Annotated in this window: 15 protein-coding genes; 9 read left to right on the top strand and 6 right to left on the bottom strand. The window is 43.1% G+C overall.

The window, feature by feature from the left end:
- Nucleotides 1-191 precede the first annotated feature (191 nt).
- From gltB to FTU42_RS08285, 8 genes are all read left to right on the top strand, one after another.
- Nucleotides 192-4,667 carry a glutamate synthase large subunit gene (gene gltB / locus FTU42_RS08320; RefSeq protein ID WP_180083249.1) on the top strand — a complete coding sequence of 1,492 codons (4,476 nt, stop codon included), beginning with the start codon at nt 192-194 and terminating at the stop codon, nt 4,665-4,667.
- 73 nt (nt 4,668-4,740) lie between these two features.
- Nucleotides 4,741-6,162, top strand: coding sequence for an FAD-dependent oxidoreductase (locus tag FTU42_RS08315; protein WP_180083248.1), 1,422 nt, complete (start codon nt 4,741-4,743; stop codon nt 6,160-6,162).
- 185 nt (nt 6,163-6,347) lie between these two features.
- Nucleotides 6,348-6,938 (top strand): LemA family protein, encoded by a 591-nt coding sequence (locus FTU42_RS08310; RefSeq protein WP_180083247.1) that lies wholly within the window; start codon nt 6,348-6,350, stop codon nt 6,936-6,938.
- 32 nt (nt 6,939-6,970) lie between these two features.
- The gene (locus FTU42_RS08305; protein ID WP_180083246.1) at nt 6,971-8,020 is read left to right on the top strand and encodes a YgcG family protein; all 1,050 of its coding nucleotides are present in this window, start codon (nt 6,971-6,973) and stop codon (nt 8,018-8,020) included.
- A complete protein-coding gene (locus tag FTU42_RS08300) occupies nt 8,014-8,574 on the top strand; it encodes a TPM domain-containing protein (protein WP_180083245.1) in 561 nt (186 codons plus the stop codon). The genes FTU42_RS08305 and FTU42_RS08300 overlap by 7 nt, the downstream gene beginning before the upstream one ends.
- A 208-nt stretch (nt 8,575-8,782) precedes the next feature.
- A complete protein-coding gene (locus FTU42_RS14975) occupies nt 8,783-9,148 on the top strand; it encodes a prepilin-type N-terminal cleavage/methylation domain-containing protein (RefSeq protein ID WP_373686736.1) in 366 nt (121 codons plus the stop codon).
- A 368-nt stretch (nt 9,149-9,516) separates the two neighbouring features.
- Nucleotides 9,517-10,527 (top strand): O-antigen ligase, encoded by a 1,011-nt coding sequence (locus tag FTU42_RS08290; RefSeq protein ID WP_180083243.1) that lies wholly within the window; start codon nt 9,517-9,519, stop codon nt 10,525-10,527.
- A 61-nt stretch (nt 10,528-10,588) separates the two neighbouring features.
- Nucleotides 10,589-12,220, top strand: coding sequence for an O-antigen ligase family protein (locus FTU42_RS08285; RefSeq protein WP_180083242.1), 1,632 nt, complete (start codon nt 10,589-10,591; stop codon nt 12,218-12,220).
- A 50-nt stretch (nt 12,221-12,270) separates the two neighbouring features.
- Here FTU42_RS08285 and bfr read toward each other — a convergent pair whose 3' ends face one another.
- The 6 genes from bfr to gmk form a co-directional block, all read right to left on the bottom strand.
- A complete protein-coding gene (gene bfr, locus FTU42_RS08280; RefSeq protein WP_004896252.1) occupies nt 12,271-12,735 on the bottom strand; it encodes a bacterioferritin in 465 nt (154 codons plus the stop codon).
- Nucleotides 12,736-12,959: 224 nt separating this feature from the next.
- A complete protein-coding gene (locus FTU42_RS08275) occupies nt 12,960-13,154 on the bottom strand; it encodes a bacterioferritin-associated ferredoxin (protein ID WP_100355163.1) in 195 nt (64 codons plus the stop codon).
- Between the two features lie 218 nt (nt 13,155-13,372).
- Complete coding sequence (locus FTU42_RS08270) at nt 13,373-13,756, bottom strand: RidA family protein (RefSeq protein WP_005263848.1); 384 nt, start codon at nt 13,754-13,756, stop codon at nt 13,373-13,375.
- 75 nt (nt 13,757-13,831) lie between these two features.
- Nucleotides 13,832-15,937, bottom strand: a complete 2,106-nt coding sequence (locus FTU42_RS08265) for a bifunctional (p)ppGpp synthetase/guanosine-3',5'-bis(diphosphate) 3'-pyrophosphohydrolase (RefSeq protein WP_100355161.1) — start codon at nt 15,935-15,937, stop codon at nt 13,832-13,834.
- 218 nt (nt 15,938-16,155) lie between these two features.
- Entirely contained in the window at nt 16,156-16,437 is a 282-nt protein-coding gene (gene rpoZ, locus FTU42_RS08260; protein ID WP_004650579.1) for a DNA-directed RNA polymerase subunit omega, read from the bottom strand.
- Nucleotides 16,438-16,513: 76 nt separating this feature from the next.
- Nucleotides 16,514-17,137 (bottom strand): guanylate kinase, encoded by a 624-nt coding sequence (gene gmk / locus FTU42_RS08255; protein WP_005094292.1) that lies wholly within the window; start codon nt 17,135-17,137, stop codon nt 16,514-16,516.
- A gap of 134 nt (nt 17,138-17,271) precedes the next feature.
- Here gmk and ispH point away from each other — a divergent pair, with 134 nt between their 5' ends.
- Complete coding sequence (gene ispH, locus FTU42_RS08250; RefSeq protein ID WP_180083241.1) at nt 17,272-18,222, top strand: 4-hydroxy-3-methylbut-2-enyl diphosphate reductase; 951 nt, start codon at nt 17,272-17,274, stop codon at nt 18,220-18,222.
- The last annotated feature ends 102 nt before the right edge of the window (nt 18,223-18,324 follow it).

Below are 18,324 nucleotides of genomic sequence, written 5' to 3'. Positions count from 1 at the left end.
TATTCATCAGCAAAATAAACTTTATTTTTTTATGCATTCAGTCTGAAAAAGGACTAGTCTGAAGAAATAAAGATGAAAAGATTTTGCTCTAGCAAGACGGTCTTCGAAAGTCCATTACACGCAGCGCAGAGAAGAATTTAGATTGTTTAACAGCCTGTAAGGCTTCGTGAAAAGAAGGGTACGCTATGCACATGCCATCGCCTAATAATGTAGCTCCCGCTCAAGGTTTATACCAACCGGATGAGTTTAAAGATAACTGTGGTTTTGGTTTAATTGCCCATATGCAGGGCGATGCAAGCCATGATCTTGTCAAGACCGCGATTCATAGCCTAAGTTGTATGACCCATCGTGGTGGTATTGCCGCCGATGGCAAGACTGGGGATGGCTGTGGTCTGCTTTTGGCGATGCCGAAAAAGTTCTTCCGTGAAGAAGCAAAACGCTTAAGTGATACGACTTTAAGTGAAGTCTTTGCTGTGGGTTCGGTGTTCCTAAATCTTGATCCTGCGCTTGCTGCACATGCCAAACAGGTTTTAAACAAAGAAATTGAAGCTGAAGGTCTCATTGTTCTGGCTTGGCGTGTGATTCCAACCCATGTCGATGCACTGGGTGAAATTGCCTTGCAATCGATGCCGGCATTTGAACAGATTATTGTCAATTGCCCGATGGGCGTGACCGAGGTTGAATTTAACCGTAAGTTATTCCTGGCGCGTCGTCGTGCAGAACAATTGCTGCTGAATGACACCTCATTCTATGTCACCACCTTATGTTCAACGGTCATCAGCTATAAAGGCTTGATGATGCCGGAAGCGATTGCAGACTTTTATACCGATCTGGCTGATGAACGTCTAGAATCACATATCGTGGTGTTCCATCAGCGTTTCTCGACCAATACTTTGCCACGCTGGCCGTTGGCACAGCCGTTCCGTTATCTGGCGCACAATGGTGAAATCAACACCATTACGGCCAACCGTAACTGGGCCATGGCGCGTGTGCCAAAATTTGAAAATCCCTTATTGCCGGGTTTAACTGAACTAAAACCGATTGTGAATCGTACCGGTTCGGATTCTTCAAGCCTGGACAATATGCTGGAGATTCTGGTTGGTGGTGGTATGGATCTGTTCCGTGCCTTACGTATGCTGGTTCCGCCTGCGTGGCAGAACGTGGAAACGCTTGATGCGGACTTGCGTGCTTTCTATGAATTTAACTCAAAACATATGGAAGCCTGGGATGGCCCGGCAGGTCTGGTAATTCAGGATGGTCGTCATGCCATCTGTATGCTGGATCGTAACGGTCTGCGTCCGGCACGTTGGGTGATTACCAAAAATGGCTACATCACATTGGCATCGGAAATTGGGGTCTGGGGTTATCAACCTGAAGATGTGATTTCTAAAGGACGTGTCGGCCCCGGCCAAATGCTGGTGATCGATACGCAAACCGGCAAGGTACTGGATACGCAAGATGTGAATCATCATCTAAAACGTATGCGTCCATACCGTGAATGGTTACGTGAAAATTCTGTGCGTTTGCAAGGTAGCCCCGAGCTGGAAGAATATTTATGTGATCAAGGCTTAAAAGGCGATGGCCTGAAAGCGGCACAAAAAATGTTCATGGTAACCTTTGAAGAGCGTGACCAGTTATTGCGTCCAATCGCGGAAAGTGGTCAGGAAGCTGTGGGATCGATGGGCGATGATACCCCAATGGCAGTATTGTCACGTCAGGTTCGCCATGTGTCGGATTATTTCCGTCAGCAGTTTGCGCAGGTGACCAACCCGCCAATTGATCCACTGCGTGAATCGATCGTGATGTCACTGGAGACCTGTTTAGGCCGTGAACAGAACGTGTTTGAACAGGGGCCTGAACATGCTGACCGTCTGATTATTTCCAGTCCGGTTCTTTCAAACTCGAAAATGCATCAAATTCGTACCTTGGGGCGTAAAGGTTACGAAATTGCTGACATTGACCTGAACTATACTGAAACTGAAGGTTTACAAGCCGCAATTCTGCGTATTTGCATCGAGGCTGCACAAGCGATTCGTGATGGCAAAACTTTACTGGTGCTTTCAGACAAGAAAATCCGTGAAGGCCACTTGCCGGCCAATGCCTTTATGGTGACTGGTGCGGTGCATCATTACTTGATTAATACAGGTTTGCGTACCGATGCTAATCTGATTGTTGAAACCGGTTTTGCCCGTGATCCACATCAGTTCGCAGTGCTTCTCGGCTTTGGCGCAACCGCGATCTATCCGTATCTGGCTTATGACGTGATCAATGATCTGGTCGCCAAAGGCGAGCTCTTGGGTGATCCAATCTATGCACAAAACAATTTCCGTAAGGGGATTGAAAAAGGTCTACTGAAAGTTCTATCGAAAATGGGAATTTCGACGGTAGCCTCTTATCGTGGTGGTCAGTTATTTGAAGCAGTCGGTCTGTCGAATGAAGTGGTTGATACATGTTTCATTGGTGTGCCGAGTCGTATTCAGGGTGCAACCTTTGTTGATCTTGAAAATGATCAAAAACAGCTGGCCGATCTTGCCTGGAAAAACCGTAAACCCATTGATCAGGGTGGTTTGCTGAAATTCGTATTCGGCAAGGAATATCATGCCTTTAATCCGGATGTAATCAACTCGCTGCATAAAGCAGTGCGTTCGGGTAATTATTCCGACTTTAAAGAATATGCAGAACTAGTGAATAATCGTCCGATTGCCACCATTCGTGACCTGTTTAAACTGAAAACTGATAATTCGATTCCAGTGGATCAAGTGGAATCGGTGGAAGAAATCCTGCCACGTTTCGACTCTGCGGGTATGTCGCTGGGTGCATTGTCACCAGAAGCACATGAAGCCATTGCAATTGCGATGAACACCATTGGTGGGCGTTCAAACTCAGGTGAGGGCGGTGAAGATCCTGCGCGTTACGGCACGATTCGTAATTCGAAAATTAAACAAATTGCATCAGGTCGTTTCGGTGTAACACCAGCGTACTTAACCTCTGCTGAAGTGTTGCAGATTAAAGTTGCGCAAGGTGCAAAGCCAGGTGAAGGTGGTCAGTTGCCAGGCGGTAAAGTGAATGGCTTAATTGCACGTTTGCGTTACTCAGTGCCGGGCGTAACCTTAATTTCACCACCACCGCATCATGATATTTATTCAATTGAAGATTTATCACAGTTGATCTTTGATTTAAAACAGGTTAACCCACAGGCGATGGTGTCCGTTAAGCTGGTTTCTGAACCCGGTGTCGGGACGATTGCGGCAGGTGTAGCGAAAGCCTATGCCGATTTCATTACCATTTCTGGTTATGACGGCGGTACAGCGGCTTCGCCACTTTCCTCTATTCACCATGCAGGTTCGCCATGGGAACTGGGTCTTTCTGAGGCGCACCAAGCCCTTCGCGTGAATGACCTGCGTGGCAAAGTCCGCGTACAGACAGATGGTGGTCTGAAAACTGGTCTGGACGTGGTCAAAGCAGCCATTCTAGGCGCAGAAAGCTTTGGCTTTGGTTCAACACCAATGATCGCATTAGGTTGTAAATACCTGCGTATCTGTCACCTGAACAACTGTGCAACCGGTGTGGCAACCCAGCAAGACCATTTGCGTCAAGAGCATTATATTGGCGAGCCACAAATGCTGATCAACTTCTTCACCTTTATTGCTGAAGAAACCCGTGAATGGTTGGCAGCACTGGGGGTATCGAGTCTAAAAGACCTGATTGGCCGGACAGATTTATTAGAAGTCTTACCGGGTGAGACCGCCAAGCATGCCCATCTGGATTTGAGTAAATTACTGGAATCCCATCCTGCTGCGGAAGGTAAAGCACAGTATTGTCAGGTTCAAGGCAATGCGCCATTTGATAAAGGTATTCTGGCAGAGAAAATGGTGGCGGAAATCCTGCCTGCGATTGAAGCCGGAACAGGCGGTGAGTATCACTTCTCGATTGGTAACTGTGACCGTTCGATTGGTGCGCGTTTATCCGGTGAAATTGCCCGCCGTTATGGCAACCTGAGCATGGAAAATCATCCGGTGAAAGTACACCTGAACGGTACTGCAGGTCAGTCGCTCGGTGTTTGGAACGCCGGTGGTCTGCACATCAGCCTTGAAGGCGATGCCAATGACTATGTCGGTAAAGGCATGGCCGGTGGTCGCATCTCGATCTTCCCACCAAAAGGTTCGCCTTTCCAGACCCAAAATACCGCGATTATTGGTAACACCTGTTTGTACGGTGCGACTGGCGGTAAGTTATATGCAGCGGGTACAGCGGGCGAGCGTTTCGCGGTGCGTAACTCGGGTGCATTTGCCGTGATTGAAGGTGCAGGCGATCACTGCTGTGAATATATGACCGGCGGTATTGTTACGGTGCTGGGTAAAGTCGGGCATAACTTCGGTGCGGGTATGACCGGTGGTTTTGCTTATGTACTTGATCTGGATAATGACTTCGTTGATCATTATAACCACGAACTGATTGAGCTGAATCGTATTTCCACCGAAGCGATGGAGGAGCATAAAGCCTTCCTGGGTCGCATTTTGGATGAACATATTAAAGAAACCGGTAGTGCTTGGGCGTACAAGATCCGCCATGAGTTTGATTTCTATAGCCGTAAGTTCTGGTTGGTAAAACCAAAAGCAGCCAACTTGCAAACGCTGTTAAAAACAACTCAAGCTGATCCACAATAATTCCACGACCAACAGATATATAGGCAGAAGTAAGGCAACTGTGAAGTCCTTACCTCTAGCCACGGAGAGAGACATGGCTGAACGCCTACATAATGACTTTCAATTTCTGGATGTCGCACGCCAAGATCCAGAGAAAAAAGAGCTTGATGTCCGCAAAGCAGAATTTGTAGAAATTTATAAACCGTTTACTGCGGAAATTGCTGCGAACCAGACCCATCGTTGTTTAGGTTGTGGTAACCCCTATTGTGAATGGAAATGTCCGGTACATAACTATATTCCCAACTGGTTGAAACTGGTGGCTGAAGGGCGTTTGTTTCAGGCGGCTGAACTGTGTCACCAGACCAATACCTTGCCGGAAGTCTGTGGTCGTGTTTGTCCGCAAGACCGTTTATGTGAAGGAGCTTGTACCCTGAACGACGGTTTCGGTGCAGTCACCATTGGCAATGCTGAAAAATATATCAATGACACCGCCTTTGCTTTGGGCTGGCGTCCGGATATGTCTAATGTGAAGTGGACCAATAAAAAAGTCGCGATTATTGGTGCAGGTCCTGCGGGTCTTGGCTGTGCGGATATTTTAGTTCGTGCAGGGATAAAACCCGTCGTGTTTGACAAGCGTCCGGAAATTGGTGGTTTGCTGACTTTTGGTATTCCAGAATTCAAAATGGAAAAAGACGTAATGAAGCGCCGCCGTGAAATCTTTACAGGTATGGGGGTTGAATTCCGTCTCAATACTGAAATTGGCACAGATATTACCATTGATCAGTTACTTGCCGATTATGATGCGGTCTTTATGGGCATGGGCACCTATACCTATATGAAAGGTGGTTTTGCCGGCGAAGATCTGGAGGGGGTTTATGACGCGCTGGATTTCCTGATTGCCAATGTCAACCGTACCCAAGGCTGGGAAAAAGAGCCATCTGAATACATCAGTGTACAAGGCAAAAAAGTCATCGTTTTAGGCGGTGGCGATACTGCGATGGACTGTAACCGGACCTCGATTCGTCAAGGTGCTGAGACAGTCACTTGTGCTTACCGTCGTGATGAAGAAAACATGCCGGGTTCACGTCGTGAAGTGCAAAATGCGCGTGAAGAAGGGGTGGAATTTCAATTCAACCGTCAGCCGATCGAAATCGTCGGTGAACATGGCAAGGTCACAGGGGTGAAAGTGATTAGCACACAGTTGGGGGAGCCGGATATTCGTGGTCGCCGTAGCCCGGAACCAATTCCGGGTTCAGAAGAAATTCTGCCCGCCGATGCCGTTTTGCTGGCTTTTGGTTTCCGTAGCAGTCCTGCTGACTGGTTCGCCGATGTCGAGATTAATCTGGATGGTTCGGGGCGTGTTATTGCTGCTGAACAGCAGCAATATAAGTTCCAGACTTCAAATCCAAAAATCTTTGCCGGTGGTGACATGGTGCGCGGTTCTGACCTGGTGGTTACTGCGATCTGGGAAGGCCGTCAGGCCGCAGAAGGAATTCTGGATTATCTGGATGTTTAACCGTTAAGAATAAACTCAAATCATTCAAGAACACCCGCTACGGCGGGTTTTTTTATCTTCGATAATTTTTAATTTTAAAGTGTGAAGCATTAAAAAGATTATAAAAAGTAACAAAACTTTAGAAAATACTGTTTAAAATCAAATTTATTAAATAAATATCAATAAAATAATTGAGGATAAACATCATGCGTCTATTAAAACAATCTTTAATAACCCTGATGCTGGCCAGTACCTTGACTCTCACAGGATGTGGCTATAACACTTTGCAGGTGAAAGATGAAGCGGTCACTGCTTCATGGTCTGAAGTGCAAAACCAGTATCAGCGCCGTGCCGACTTGGTACCGAATCTGGTCAACGTGGTCAAAGGCTATGCTGCGCATGAAGAACAGGTATTAACCGAAGTTACTCAAGCACGTGCCAATGTCGCCGGTTTAAAAGTGGATCGAGAAGTGCTGGAAGATCCTGAATTATTCCAGCGTTATCAGGAAGCGCAGTCGCAAATGACCAGTGCCTTATCGCGTCTTTTGGCGGTGACTGAAAATTATCCAGACCTGAAAGCCAATCAGCAGTTCCGTGATTTGCAAGTACAGCTGGAAGGCACTGAAAATAGAATTGCCGTAGCACGTAACCGTTATATCACTACGGTTCAGGACTTTAACTCTTATGCACGTCAATTCCCGCAAGTGATGACCGCCAAAGTAATTGGTATGGATACCAAACCAAACTTTAGTGCCGAGCAAAGTGCACAAAATGCTCCAACGGTTTCATTTGATTAAGATCAAATTTTGCAAAAGAGAGAGTGGCTGCAATGAGGCATAATCTGACGGCAAAATTCTGTGCCGGTTTGTTGATCAGTTTAAGTGTAAGTCTGAGCAATCTGGCCTGGAGTGAGACCGCGACAGCAACGGATACCGAAGAAGTTATTGTTGCACGTGAAATATTGCAAAATCCGGCTGCGACTAATTCTCAAACAGCTCAAACGGCTACTGAAATAGCCTCAGCCCAGCAGCCACAAATTGCCAATGATATGGTCGAAGGCCAGATTCAGCGCGATTTACCCAGTCTGAATGAACCGGTGATTGATCAGGCCAATATACTCAGTCCTGCTGAAAAGCAGACCATTAGTCAACGTATTTTAAACTTGCATAATGCCGGTAAAGGCCAGATTGGTGTCGTGATTGTTCCCACCACGGGACAGGAAGACATTTTTGATTATTCCATGCGGGTGGCCGACGCCTGGCAGCTCGGTTCGGCCAAACGGGATAATGGCTTATTGATGACCATTGCCATCAATGATCGCCGTATTCAGATCCTGACCGGTTATGGTCTGGAAGGGGTGCTGCCCGATATCGTGGCAGGTCGGATTATTCATGACAAGATCACGCCGTATTTTAAACAGGCTCAATATGCGCAGGGAATCGACTCAGGACTGGCTGAAATAGAACGGATTTTAAATCTTGATCCTGAAATTGCCGCACAGGCAGCAGATGAACTGAAAGAGCGTCAAGAACAGGCTTATCAGGCACAAAAAGCCAGTAAGGCAACGTTCAGTAGCGTACTGTTTATTATTGTTGCTGGTGTCGTCGGCTCCATGATTTTTGGCAGAAAACTCAGCGCTGCAACTGCCGCAGTTGCAGGCACAGCTGCCGGTCTGGTCAATGGCATGGGTTTAATTGCCAGTTTAATGATTGGTGCCGGGGTATTCTTTTTACTGGTCACCTCGCTTGCGCAGCTGATTTTACATGCCTTTATGGCAGGTGGTGGCCGCGGCGGTAGTGGTCGTGGTGGTTTTGGTGGCGGCGGCTTCGGTGGTGGCGGTGGCGGATTTGGTGGGGGAGGAGCATCAGGCTCATGGTAACAACGACAGATACGACAGAAATTGTCACGCGGCCGAAGCTGGAAGAACATGCGCAGCCGAGCTTTAAGCGCTGGCTCAAGCATTTCTTTTATATGCCGGCCACCAAGCGTTTTTTCTCCAAGCAGGATCAGCATGCGATTGCAGTGGCGGTGGAAGAAGCTGAGCATGGACATGTCGGGGAGATTCAGGTGGTGATTGAGGGCTGTCTGCCTTCACGATCTGCTTATTATCAAGATACGCTTTGTCGTGCCCGACAACTCTTTGCCGAGCTTGGCGTCTGGGATACTGAATATAATAGTGGTGTACTACTTTATTTGAACCTCTGCGAGCATAAGGTTGAAATTGTGATTGATCGGGGAATTAAGAATGCGACGACGCAGCAAGTCTGGGATGAAATCTGTCAAAGCATCATTCAAAATCTGGCTCAGCAGAGGTTTAAAGAGGGCGTCATTGAGGGTGTAAAGCAGATTGGAGAAGTGTTAGATCAGTACTATGATCGGAAAATAGATGATTTGGAAGATGAATTAGGGAATAAACCGATTATTCTGGGGTGATTTTAGTCAACTAACTGACGATTTTTGTCAGTTAGTTACACAAAATAAAACACAGTAGTTACAAAAATAAAAATATTTTTTTAAAGTGCTGTTTTTTCTCTCAATTTTATTATAATAAAACTTGGCACACTTGCTGCTATCTATAAATTAGCTTTCTTTTTAAGCTTAATAACTAAACAAAACATTTGTGGAGAATGTTATGAAAACTATGCAAAAGGGTTTTACCCTTATTGAATTAATGATTGTTGTAGCAATTATCGGTATTTTGGCTGCGATTGCGATTCCTGCTTATCAAACCTATACACAAAAGGCAAATGATTCCTCTTGTTTATCTGAAATGAAATCATATTCTTCATTAATCGTAGCTGAAAAAATTTCTGAAAATCCAACCTTAAGCAATATTCCAGCTACAACGACACTTAAGCATTGTAATAATGTTACAACGATGCCAACAACTGTTGCTAATCTTTTAACATTAGGGTCTATTACTGCAAAAGGTAAAAATGGAACCGATAAAACAATTACTTGTGATCTTGCTGGTACTGCAGCGTGTACAATTGCTACTGGTAGCTAATGTAAAATAAAGGGTTATGCAAAGCTCAAATAAATATATTTGAGCTTTGTGATTAGATAATGAATAAAATTATATATATATTAATTATTTTTTTTTATATTAGCTTTCTATATGTTTTTATACCTCCTGTATATGTATTGCAATATGATCAGTCTCGAATTTTTGGGTTTTTAATTTATATTATAATAATTATATTTTCTTTAAAAAAAATTAATTTTATAATTTTAAATAAAAAAATAATTTTATTTATTTTTTTTATAATATTTTATTTATTATTTTCAATCTTATTTCATAAATATATATTATTTTCCTTAATAGAATTTTCTATGCTTTATTTACTTGCATGCTCTACATATATGTATTCAAATATGAAGCATGATAAAAAAATAATTAATTTACTTCTTCTTATATTATGTTTATTACCTGTTTATAATGTTGTAGAATTTTATATTTCTATATTGATAAGTCTTAAAACAGGTAAATTAATTGGTTGGCATGGATGGGCAGATAATTATCGTTTTTTTGATTCTATGTTGCTATTGCCTATATGTTTAAGCTTATATTTTTCTGATAAAAAAAATATATTTTCTAAGTATTTTATTTTTTTATATTTTTTTTATATTTTAATGTTGTTTTTTGACGGTGCACGTTCCGTATTATTATCAATTTTAATTTCTAAAGTTTTGGTATTTTATATTTATCCTGATAAAAGAAAACTTCTTACCATTAATGTAGTATTATTATTTTTGGCTTTTATGGTGCATAAATTATATTTAAATTTTAATTTAATAACTATAAATTCAGTATTTAGGGAGAGTACAAGTGGACGCTATGAACTTTGGGTTTATGGTTTAAATCGATTTTTTGAAAAGCCTTTTTGGGGGCAGGGTGGGGCTAATTTTTCTTTAGATACACCGTTATATTTAACCTCTCCTCATAATTTTATAATTCAGTTTATTTCTGAATGGGGCATAGGGGGTATATTAATGATTTCTTTGTTATTTTTTCTCTATTTTTATTTATTTAAAAATAGAGAAAAAATAAATCCATTTATATTTATTTGTGCGATCTCTATATTAATAGATGGTTTATTCAGTGGTATTTTTATTTCACCTATAACACAAATGAATTTTTTGCTAGTAATTGGTTTTTTATTATCTCAGATTCATCAGTATAATGATAAAAAAGAATTTTTAGTATTTTTCAATAAATTTAATTATAAATATATTTTTTATATTATTGCATTTTTTTGTTTTGGATATTTTTTATTATTCCATTGGAGAGATATAACTTGTTTAAATTGTATGGGGATGGAAGGAGTTAATACTCCAAGATTTTGGCGTGGTGGGAAATCTTTACATCTACAAGAAATAAATTAACTTACCAATTATATAAGAATAAGATATAAAACTAATAAATTGATTGATGTTCAGAGTTGATGTGAAGTTTTTAATTATTATTGTTGCTATTCTTATTTCTCTTTCATGGTTGATGCCCATTCATTATCGCCCGTGGGTCACCTATACGGGCGAACTGTATGCCTTCTTTGCATTATTTGCGCTCGCTGCAATTTGCCTAAAAGAAAAACTAAAATTGCCTGTAGTAAGCTTGCCTTTACTGTTGCTTGCTTGTGTACCGCTAATCCATTTTCTGGCAGGGCAGGTATTTTTCTTTAGCATCGCCATGATGGGCTTCATTTTTGTCTTTAGCTTTTGGCTGGCAAGTGTATTGGGTTATAACTTTTCAACAGGAAACTATAGCCGGGAAGAAACCTTTATTAATCTGAGCTATGTGTTTCTGGCTTCAGGTACCGCCACAGGCATGATTGCTATTTGCCAATGGACAAATCTGGATGCAATATTGCCCGGCATGGTCAATATTAGTGGCAACCAGCGACCTTATGCCAACTTTGCCCAGCCGAATAATATGGCGACTTTTTTAGTCATGGCTTTGATGAGCTGTCTGTACCTCTACGAAAAGAAAAAAATCAAGACCAAGTGGCTATTTGCATGTGCAGCAGTAATTGTCATGGGAGTGGCTTTAAGCCAATCACGTACTGCATGGGTGGCTGCGATTGCGATCATACTGTATCTGGCGTTCTATCAATATAAAGGAATTATCCGCCTGAAATGGTACTACAGCACAGCTTGGTTGATCTTTTTTATTACCTGTATCGTGGCTTTTCCATTACTCAGTCAGTTCGCTGCCCAAGCGATGGATGCAGATGTCGTGCAAAGTCGGGATGTGGTAGCGCGTGCCACCGGTGATATGTCACGCCTCGCGATCTGGGAGCAGATGCTGGCTGCCATTCAGGCACAGCCATGGTTTGGCTATGGCTGGTATCAGACCAGTGTGGCTTTTGTCTCGATCAGCGATACGGTGCAAGGCCCAGTCTGGATTCGTAGCGCGCATAATTTTATTCTGGACTTTTTACTCTGGAATGGACTGATTGTCGGTCTGCCATTTCTGGCCTATTTCGGTTATTTGGGCTATCAGTTGCAAAGATGGGTTAACACACCAGAATCTGTCATCGGGATCTTGATGATCGGGGTATTTGTCACCCATGCCATGTTTGAGTTTCCGCAGCATTATGCCTATTTCCTGTTGCCAGTCGGTTTTATTCTGGGCACGGTCTTGGCGCAAAATCCGAAAATTAAAACTATTACTTTGCCTTCGATATGGCTGAAACTGACTTTCAGTCTTGGATTGCTATTATTGGTCGTAATTTATCGAGATTATGATGTTGCTGTACCAAAACTCGGACATAGTATTCGCTATGAAATGCAGCCTGAAAACATCACCAATGAAAAGCCGATCTATCTGCTGACCGAGTTTAATCACCGGATTGACTGGATCCGGGTCAATCCTTATCGCAAGATGAGCGAAGATGAAATTCATCAATATGAAAAGTTGGTGGTGAGCTATCCAACCAAATACAACTTTTTAAAATATATTCGTTTATTGGCGTATAACGGCTATGTCGATGAAGCACAGCATCAACTGCAGCGTTTAAATACGATTCAGAAAACTGAACTGAGTTATGCAGAGGTGACTCGGGATATGCCGCGCTAATAAGTACAAAAAAGCCAGCATCTGCTGGCTTTTTGATTTTAAATCGAAGCTTAGAGCTGACTTTGAATATAGTTTTCGATACCCACACTTTCAATCAGATCAATTTGTGTCGTAGTCCAGTCCAGATAGTTTTCTTCTTTTTCCAGAATTTCCTGTACCAGATCACGGGTCACATAATCCATTTCAGTTTCAGCCAGTGCAACAGCTTTCTGAATGGTCTCAATGTTTTCTTTAACTTTACGTACATCACAATGCAGCACTTCTTGAGTATGCTGGCCGATATACAGTTTGCCCAGATGTTGCAGATTTGGCAGACCTTCTAAAAATAAAATCCGTTCAATAATTTTATCGGCATGCTTCATCTGCACGATCGATTCTTTATATTCTGCCGAGCCCAGTTTCTCAATACCCCAGTCATTAAACATGCGCGAATGCAGGAAATACTGGTTAATTGCAGTTAGGTGGTGATACAACACCTGATTGAGCTGATTAATCACATCACGATTGCCTTTCATCACATAACTCCATTTGAACCTGTTTTATCTTTCTAAGAAAGCACTCTAACTCATGATAGTAAAGCAAGTCAGGGGGCAATGGCGAGTAATTTATAGAACAGCAAATGAAAATCGCAATCAAATCGATCCAGGCTTAGATCAACGGCAATAAAAACCCGCCAGAGTCAGAGGCGGGGGAGGAGGAATGATCTGAGATCATTGATTTATGATTATCTTTATTCGGTTTAGGCGGCCACAGCCAAACGGGCCGCAATTTGTGAAACTTCATCACTGATGATCATACGGGCTTCTGGTGCACAGCGGCCACAGCAGGTTCCCAAGTCCAGTGTATCGCGCACATCACGATACGTTTCAGCGCCATTTGCAATAGCATCTTTAATGTCTTGATCTGTAATGCCACGGCATAAACAAACGTACATAGGACACAACCACAGTGTTTAAATAAGATAAGTAATATTATTGATAATTGTTATCGTTTGTCAATAAAAATCATTTGAAATAGCTTTTATTGTGATTGGTGATTTAGATAAAAAAATATCACTCAAGCAAAAATCCGATTATTGCTCGGGTTTTTGCTTGAGTGATTCATGATTGCAAACTCAATATAGAAGTTTAGGTATTAAATAAATTTTAAAAATTATTGCTGAATGATAACAACGCCATCCATCTCGACCAGAGCATCTTTTGGCAGGCTGGCAACACCGAGTGCTGCACGTGCTGGATAAGGCTGGGCAAAATATTCACCCATAATCTGGTTCACCAGCTGGAAGTGCGATAAATCAGTCAGATAAATATTCAGTTTGGCGATGTCTGCCAGAGAGCCACCGGCCGCTTCGCAGACGGCTTTTAAATTATCGAATACACGGCGAATCTGTGCTTCAATGCCTTCAACCAATTCCATACTATAAGGATCTAAGCCAATTTGACCAGATAGATATAAGGTATCACCGACTAAAATGGCTTGCGAATAGGTGCCAATCGCAGCAGGGGCATTTTCAGTATGGATCACTTGGCGGGACATTAATTTCTCCTTTTATCATCAACATACATCATATTCGATCAATCCAGCCGACAACAGCATTATCGTTTTAAATGATTAACTCGCTTTAGATGCTTCGCTCAGAATGACGGGCCGGGTCAGACGGGTAATTCTTGGAAAACCGAAATACATACGCAGGTCCCGGATGATCTGGGCAATCTGTTTGCGGTTATGCACCACGATATTGACATAGGTCTGCTCATCCTGGGTGCGTACCATCTCTACCCCTGAATGTGCTTTACGACATTGATAAATCAGGTCGGAAATCTGCTCATCATCCATGGCCAGATCAATGCTGAGATAGGCGCTAAAGCTGATATCGTCCAGATCGTCGGCAGTCCACTGCAAGGGCATGATATTTTCAGGGTGCTGATGCTGTTCATGCAGCAGGTTATGACAGCGTGAACGGTGCACAATCAGGCCACGACGAGTCAAATGACCCTGAATCGGATCGCCCAGCACCGGATTACAGCAATGTGCATATTTGACATCCACACCTTCAGTGCCCTGAATCAGGCGCCCTGAGCTAGCAATATTCTGATGCTGGTCTTGGGCGAATAAATGATTGGCCACCAGTTGCGGTAATAAATCACCGACTGCAATCTGCTCAAAGAGTTGTTCTTTGGTCGCAACATGACGCCATTCCAGCAGGTTTTTCCAGTCTGCTTCGGTCAGATCTCGAATTGAGCGATGAAACAGTTTTAGTGCACGATTTAGTGCCTGTTGACCCACCAGACGTTGTTCGTCCAGATCCTGATCGCGCAAGATATTTTGAATGGCACGGCGGGCTTTCTGGGTGTTGATAAAGCTGAGCCAGTCCGGGTTGGGGGTTGCCAGGACATCGGTAATGATTTCGACCACCTGGCCGCTGACTAGCGGGGTAGAGAGCGGTTTGGTCTCATTGTTAATTTTCGCCCCGATGGCATGGTTACCCAGGAACAGGCTGGCCGCATAAGCAAAATCAACCGCTGTGGCACCTTGTGGCAATTCGTGTAAATGCCCATGCGGGGTATATACCCAAATTTTTTCCTGATGCAGATAATCCAGTAATTCACTAAAGGTGGTTTTGGCGCATTCACCATCGACCAACACGTTCAGATTTTGCATCGAGGCCTGAATTGCAGAACGACAGGCTTGCGGGGCATTTTCACCCAGTACTACACCAAAACGTGCGGCTTTACGCATCAGTTCGGTTTGAATGGTGAGCGACAATGTCGTCTTTTCGCCTTTTAAACGCATCATCAAGGACTGGTTGCCACCGGGTAATGGACGGCGAATATGATCTTCATAGCTTTGAATTTTAAAGCTTTGAGTTAGAATCTCTGCCAGACGGTCACAATCGGCAATGCTTTGTAAAATAATTTCAAAGGCATGACTATGGGTCAGCTCTTGCAGGTCAATATCATTTTTAACAAAGTGGCGTAACAGCTCAATATTGTTATTTTTCTTTTTGATTCGACCTTCAATTTTATAGTCTTCTAAGAGATCATTCAGCTTTTGTTCCCAGATCGCCTGATATTCACAACGTTTTGGCTTGGTTTCTAATAGCGCTGCCTGAACGTTGTTGTACATGTCCAGATCAAGATTCTGATAACACAGATGTTCCAGATTGTCTGCCATTTCATTCATGCCGACAATACGTGCCATCGGCACAAAAATTTCAAAGGTTTCGCGGGCAATACGCGCGCGTTTGTCCGGGCGCAGCGCCTCTAAAGTGGTCATGTTGTGATAGCGGTCTGCCAGTTTCACAATAATGACACGTGGATCCTGTAAGGTGGCTTGCAGGATTTTTCGGAATGACGCGGCTTTATTATATTCTTTATCGCTGGAATGGCTGAGTTTGGTCACGCCATCGACCAGCTCGGCCACGGTAAAACCAAAAGTCTCGCTAATATCATCTTTGTTAAAGTCAGTATCTTCAATAACATCATGCAGCAGGGCGGCCATCAGGGTTTCAGTATCCAGCCGCATATGAGCCAAAATACAGCTTACCGCAATCGGGTGCAGAATATAGGGTTCGCCGCTTTTACGGGTAATACCTTCATGGGCCAGATCTGCATAATCACAAGCCGCAAGCACACGCTCGACTTCGCTTTCATTTAAATACGCGTCGATAATGATATGTAATTGTTGCTTGGCTTGACTGACCTGTGGCCCTGGCATAAAACACCTTTTAAACTGGATTTTCTTACAAACAAAAAACTGAAAGCTCTAATGAAATCGAAATCATAAAGCTTGTCAATTTTTTTCATGCTTAAAAGCAGAAAACCGGGACAAACTCGGGAGCTAACTGTTAAGTTATAACCGTTCTAGCATAAATATAAAAGCCAGAAAACAAAAAAAGCCTAGTTTTAAACTAGGCTTTTTTTCAGGAGGAGGGCTTATTGGAAAGAAAAGCCATCCAGATTAAGGTTGTTTGCAGAAAGTGCAAGGTCCAGACTCGATGTTTGATAGTCCTGATCACGTTGTTTCAAAATATCTTTGGATACATGACCTGCAGCGATTTCACGTAAAGCAACAACAGTCGGTTTGTCATTGTCCCATTCTACAGTTGGTTCAATACCTTGACGTGCCAATTGACGCGCGCGCTTGCTTGCCACTAGTACAAGCTCAAAGCGGTTGTCTACATGGTCTAAACAATCTTCAACGGTGACGCGTGCCATAAGAATTCTCGTTTGAATAATAAATTTTAACAGACTGCACAGTATAAAAGGCTTTGTCTATAGACTCAAGTTTTAATCACTGTTCAGTGGGTGTGATCAGTTGCTGAATCAGTTTTTCATGACGGTTGGCTTGCTGCGACAAGGTTAAACGGTTGGCGATAATGACCGCTTCGAGATCATGCAGTGCCTTGTTAAAGTCATCATTGATAATAATATAGTCAAAGTTGCTATATTGCTGCATATCTTCCACTGCACAGCTCAGACGATGTTCAATCACATCAACTGTGTCGGTACCCCGGTTAGACAGACGTTCACGCAGGTCAAACTGACTTGGTGGCAAGATAAAAATTTGTTGAGATTCAGGAAAAAGTCGACGGACTTGTTGTGCACCTTGCCAGTCAATCTCCAGCAGCACATCATGGCCTTTGGCCAATTGTTCTTTAACAGTCGCCTGCGCGGTACCATAGTAATTACCGAATACTTCTGCGTATTCAATAAAACCACCTTCATTGACCAGATTTAAAAAATCGTCTTTCTGGGAGAAATGATAGTGCACGCCATCGAGTTCACCAGGTCGTTGACCGCGTGTGGTATGGGACACAGAAACGTGAAGGTTATTGACACGCTCAAGTAGGGCTTTAACAAGGGATGTTTTGCCTGTTCCAGACGCTGCAGAAACGACAAACAAGAGACCCGACATGATATTTTTCCTGATATGATAAAATATCTTCTCTATTTTAGAGTAGACCGGCTTTAAACTAAATAGTTACCAGTCGATTGTTTGACATTTATTTCAATTGAACCGCTAAAAATGGTGTGAGTATTGAGGATTCTATGGAAATTGTTTTAGCCAACCCACGTGGTTTTTGTGCTGGTGTAGATCGTGCCATTGCGATCGTGAACCGTGCCTTAGAATGCTTTAACCCACCGATTTATGTGCGACATGAAGTGGTGCATAACAAATTTGTCGTCGATGATCTACATCAGCGTGGTGCAATTTTTGTCGATGAACTCGACGAAGTTCCTGACGATAATATCGTGATTTTTAGCGCGCATGGTGTTTCGAAAGCGGTACAACAAGAAGCCGAACGTCGTGGTCTGAAGGTTTTTGATGCGACTTGTCCCTTAGTGACTAAGGTGCACATTGAAGTGACCAAATATGCCCGTGAAGGTGTAGAAGCGATCCTGATTGGTCATGAGGGCCATCCCGAAGTTGAAGGCACCATGGGGCAATATGACAAAAAAAATGGTGGTGAGATTTATCTGGTTGAAGATGAAGAAGACGTCGCTGCTTTAACGGTACGCAATCCTGAAAAAGTTGCTTTTGTTACTCAAACGACCTTATCAATTGATGATACAGCGAAAGTGATTGATGCCTTGCGCCAGAAATTTCCGCTGATTCAAGGGCCGCGTAAAGACGATATCTGCTATGCGACACAAAACCGTCAGGATGCTGTACGTGACTTGGCTGAACGTTGTGATGTCGTACTTGTGGTCGGTTCACCAAACTCGTCTAATTCAAATCGTTTGCGTGAGCTGGCGGAACGTATGGGTAAAGCAGCTTACCTGGTCGATAATGCAGATGAACTCAAACAGGAATGGTTTGCAGAAAATGCCCAGATTGGGGTAACAGCAGGCGCATCTGCACCGGAAATTCTGATTAAACAAGTCATTCAGCGTTTACAGGAATGGGGTGCACAAGCGCCTAAAGAGCTGGATGGACGTGAAGAGAATATCACCTTTAGTTTGCCGAAAGAGTTACGTATTTCGGTAACTCAAGTCTGAAGTGTTAAGCATTTAACATTCTGAATTTTTTAAAAATTGACAGATAATTGGATTTTGGCAATTATCTGTTTTTTTATACCTTTTGTCTGTTGTGTGTAGTTT

Origin of the sequence: Acinetobacter sp. YH12102 (assembly GCF_013419125.1) — a bacterium.
Taxonomy (GTDB): Bacteria; Pseudomonadota; Gammaproteobacteria; order Pseudomonadales; family Moraxellaceae; genus Acinetobacter; species Acinetobacter pseudolwoffii.
Note: the sequence above shows the minus strand (reverse complement) of the source record. Positions and strands in the feature narration are given on the sequence as shown.

What these genes read in the sequence shown, in the direction of transcription:
- FTU42_RS08270 (WP_005263848.1), bottom strand. Translation starts at nt 13,756, where the DNA reads ATGTCCCGCCAAGTGATCCATACTGAAAATGCCCCTGCTGCGATTGGC.
- FTU42_RS08275 (WP_100355163.1), bottom strand. Translation starts at nt 13,154, where the DNA reads ATGTACGTTTGTTTATGCCGTGGCATTACAGATCAAGACATTAAAGAT.
- FTU42_RS08310 (WP_180083247.1), top strand. Translation starts at nt 6,348, where the DNA reads ATGCGTCTATTAAAACAATCTTTAATAACCCTGATGCTGGCCAGTACC.
- FTU42_RS08300 (WP_180083245.1), top strand. Translation starts at nt 8,014, where the DNA reads ATGGTAACAACGACAGATACGACAGAAATTGTCACGCGGCCGAAGCTG.
- gmk (WP_005094292.1), bottom strand. Translation starts at nt 17,137, where the DNA reads ATGTCGGGTCTCTTGTTTGTCGTTTCTGCAGCGTCTGGAACAGGCAAA.
- FTU42_RS14975 (WP_373686736.1), top strand. Translation starts at nt 8,783, where the DNA reads ATGCAAAAGGGTTTTACCCTTATTGAATTAATGATTGTTGTAGCAATT.
- FTU42_RS08305 (WP_180083246.1), top strand. Translation starts at nt 6,971, where the DNA reads ATGAGGCATAATCTGACGGCAAAATTCTGTGCCGGTTTGTTGATCAGT.
- rpoZ (WP_004650579.1), bottom strand. Translation starts at nt 16,437, where the DNA reads ATGGCACGCGTCACCGTTGAAGATTGTTTAGACCATGTAGACAACCGC.
- FTU42_RS08315 (WP_180083248.1), top strand. Translation starts at nt 4,741, where the DNA reads ATGGCTGAACGCCTACATAATGACTTTCAATTTCTGGATGTCGCACGC.
- FTU42_RS08290 (WP_180083243.1), top strand. Translation starts at nt 9,517, where the DNA reads ATGAAGCATGATAAAAAAATAATTAATTTACTTCTTCTTATATTATGT.
- ispH (WP_180083241.1), top strand. Translation starts at nt 17,272, where the DNA reads ATGGAAATTGTTTTAGCCAACCCACGTGGTTTTTGTGCTGGTGTAGAT.
- bfr (WP_004896252.1), bottom strand. Translation starts at nt 12,735, where the DNA reads ATGAAAGGCAATCGTGATGTGATTAATCAGCTCAATCAGGTGTTGTAT.
- gltB (WP_180083249.1), top strand. Translation starts at nt 192, where the DNA reads ATGCCATCGCCTAATAATGTAGCTCCCGCTCAAGGTTTATACCAACCG.
- FTU42_RS08265 (WP_100355161.1), bottom strand. Translation starts at nt 15,937, where the DNA reads ATGCCAGGGCCACAGGTCAGTCAAGCCAAGCAACAATTACATATCATT.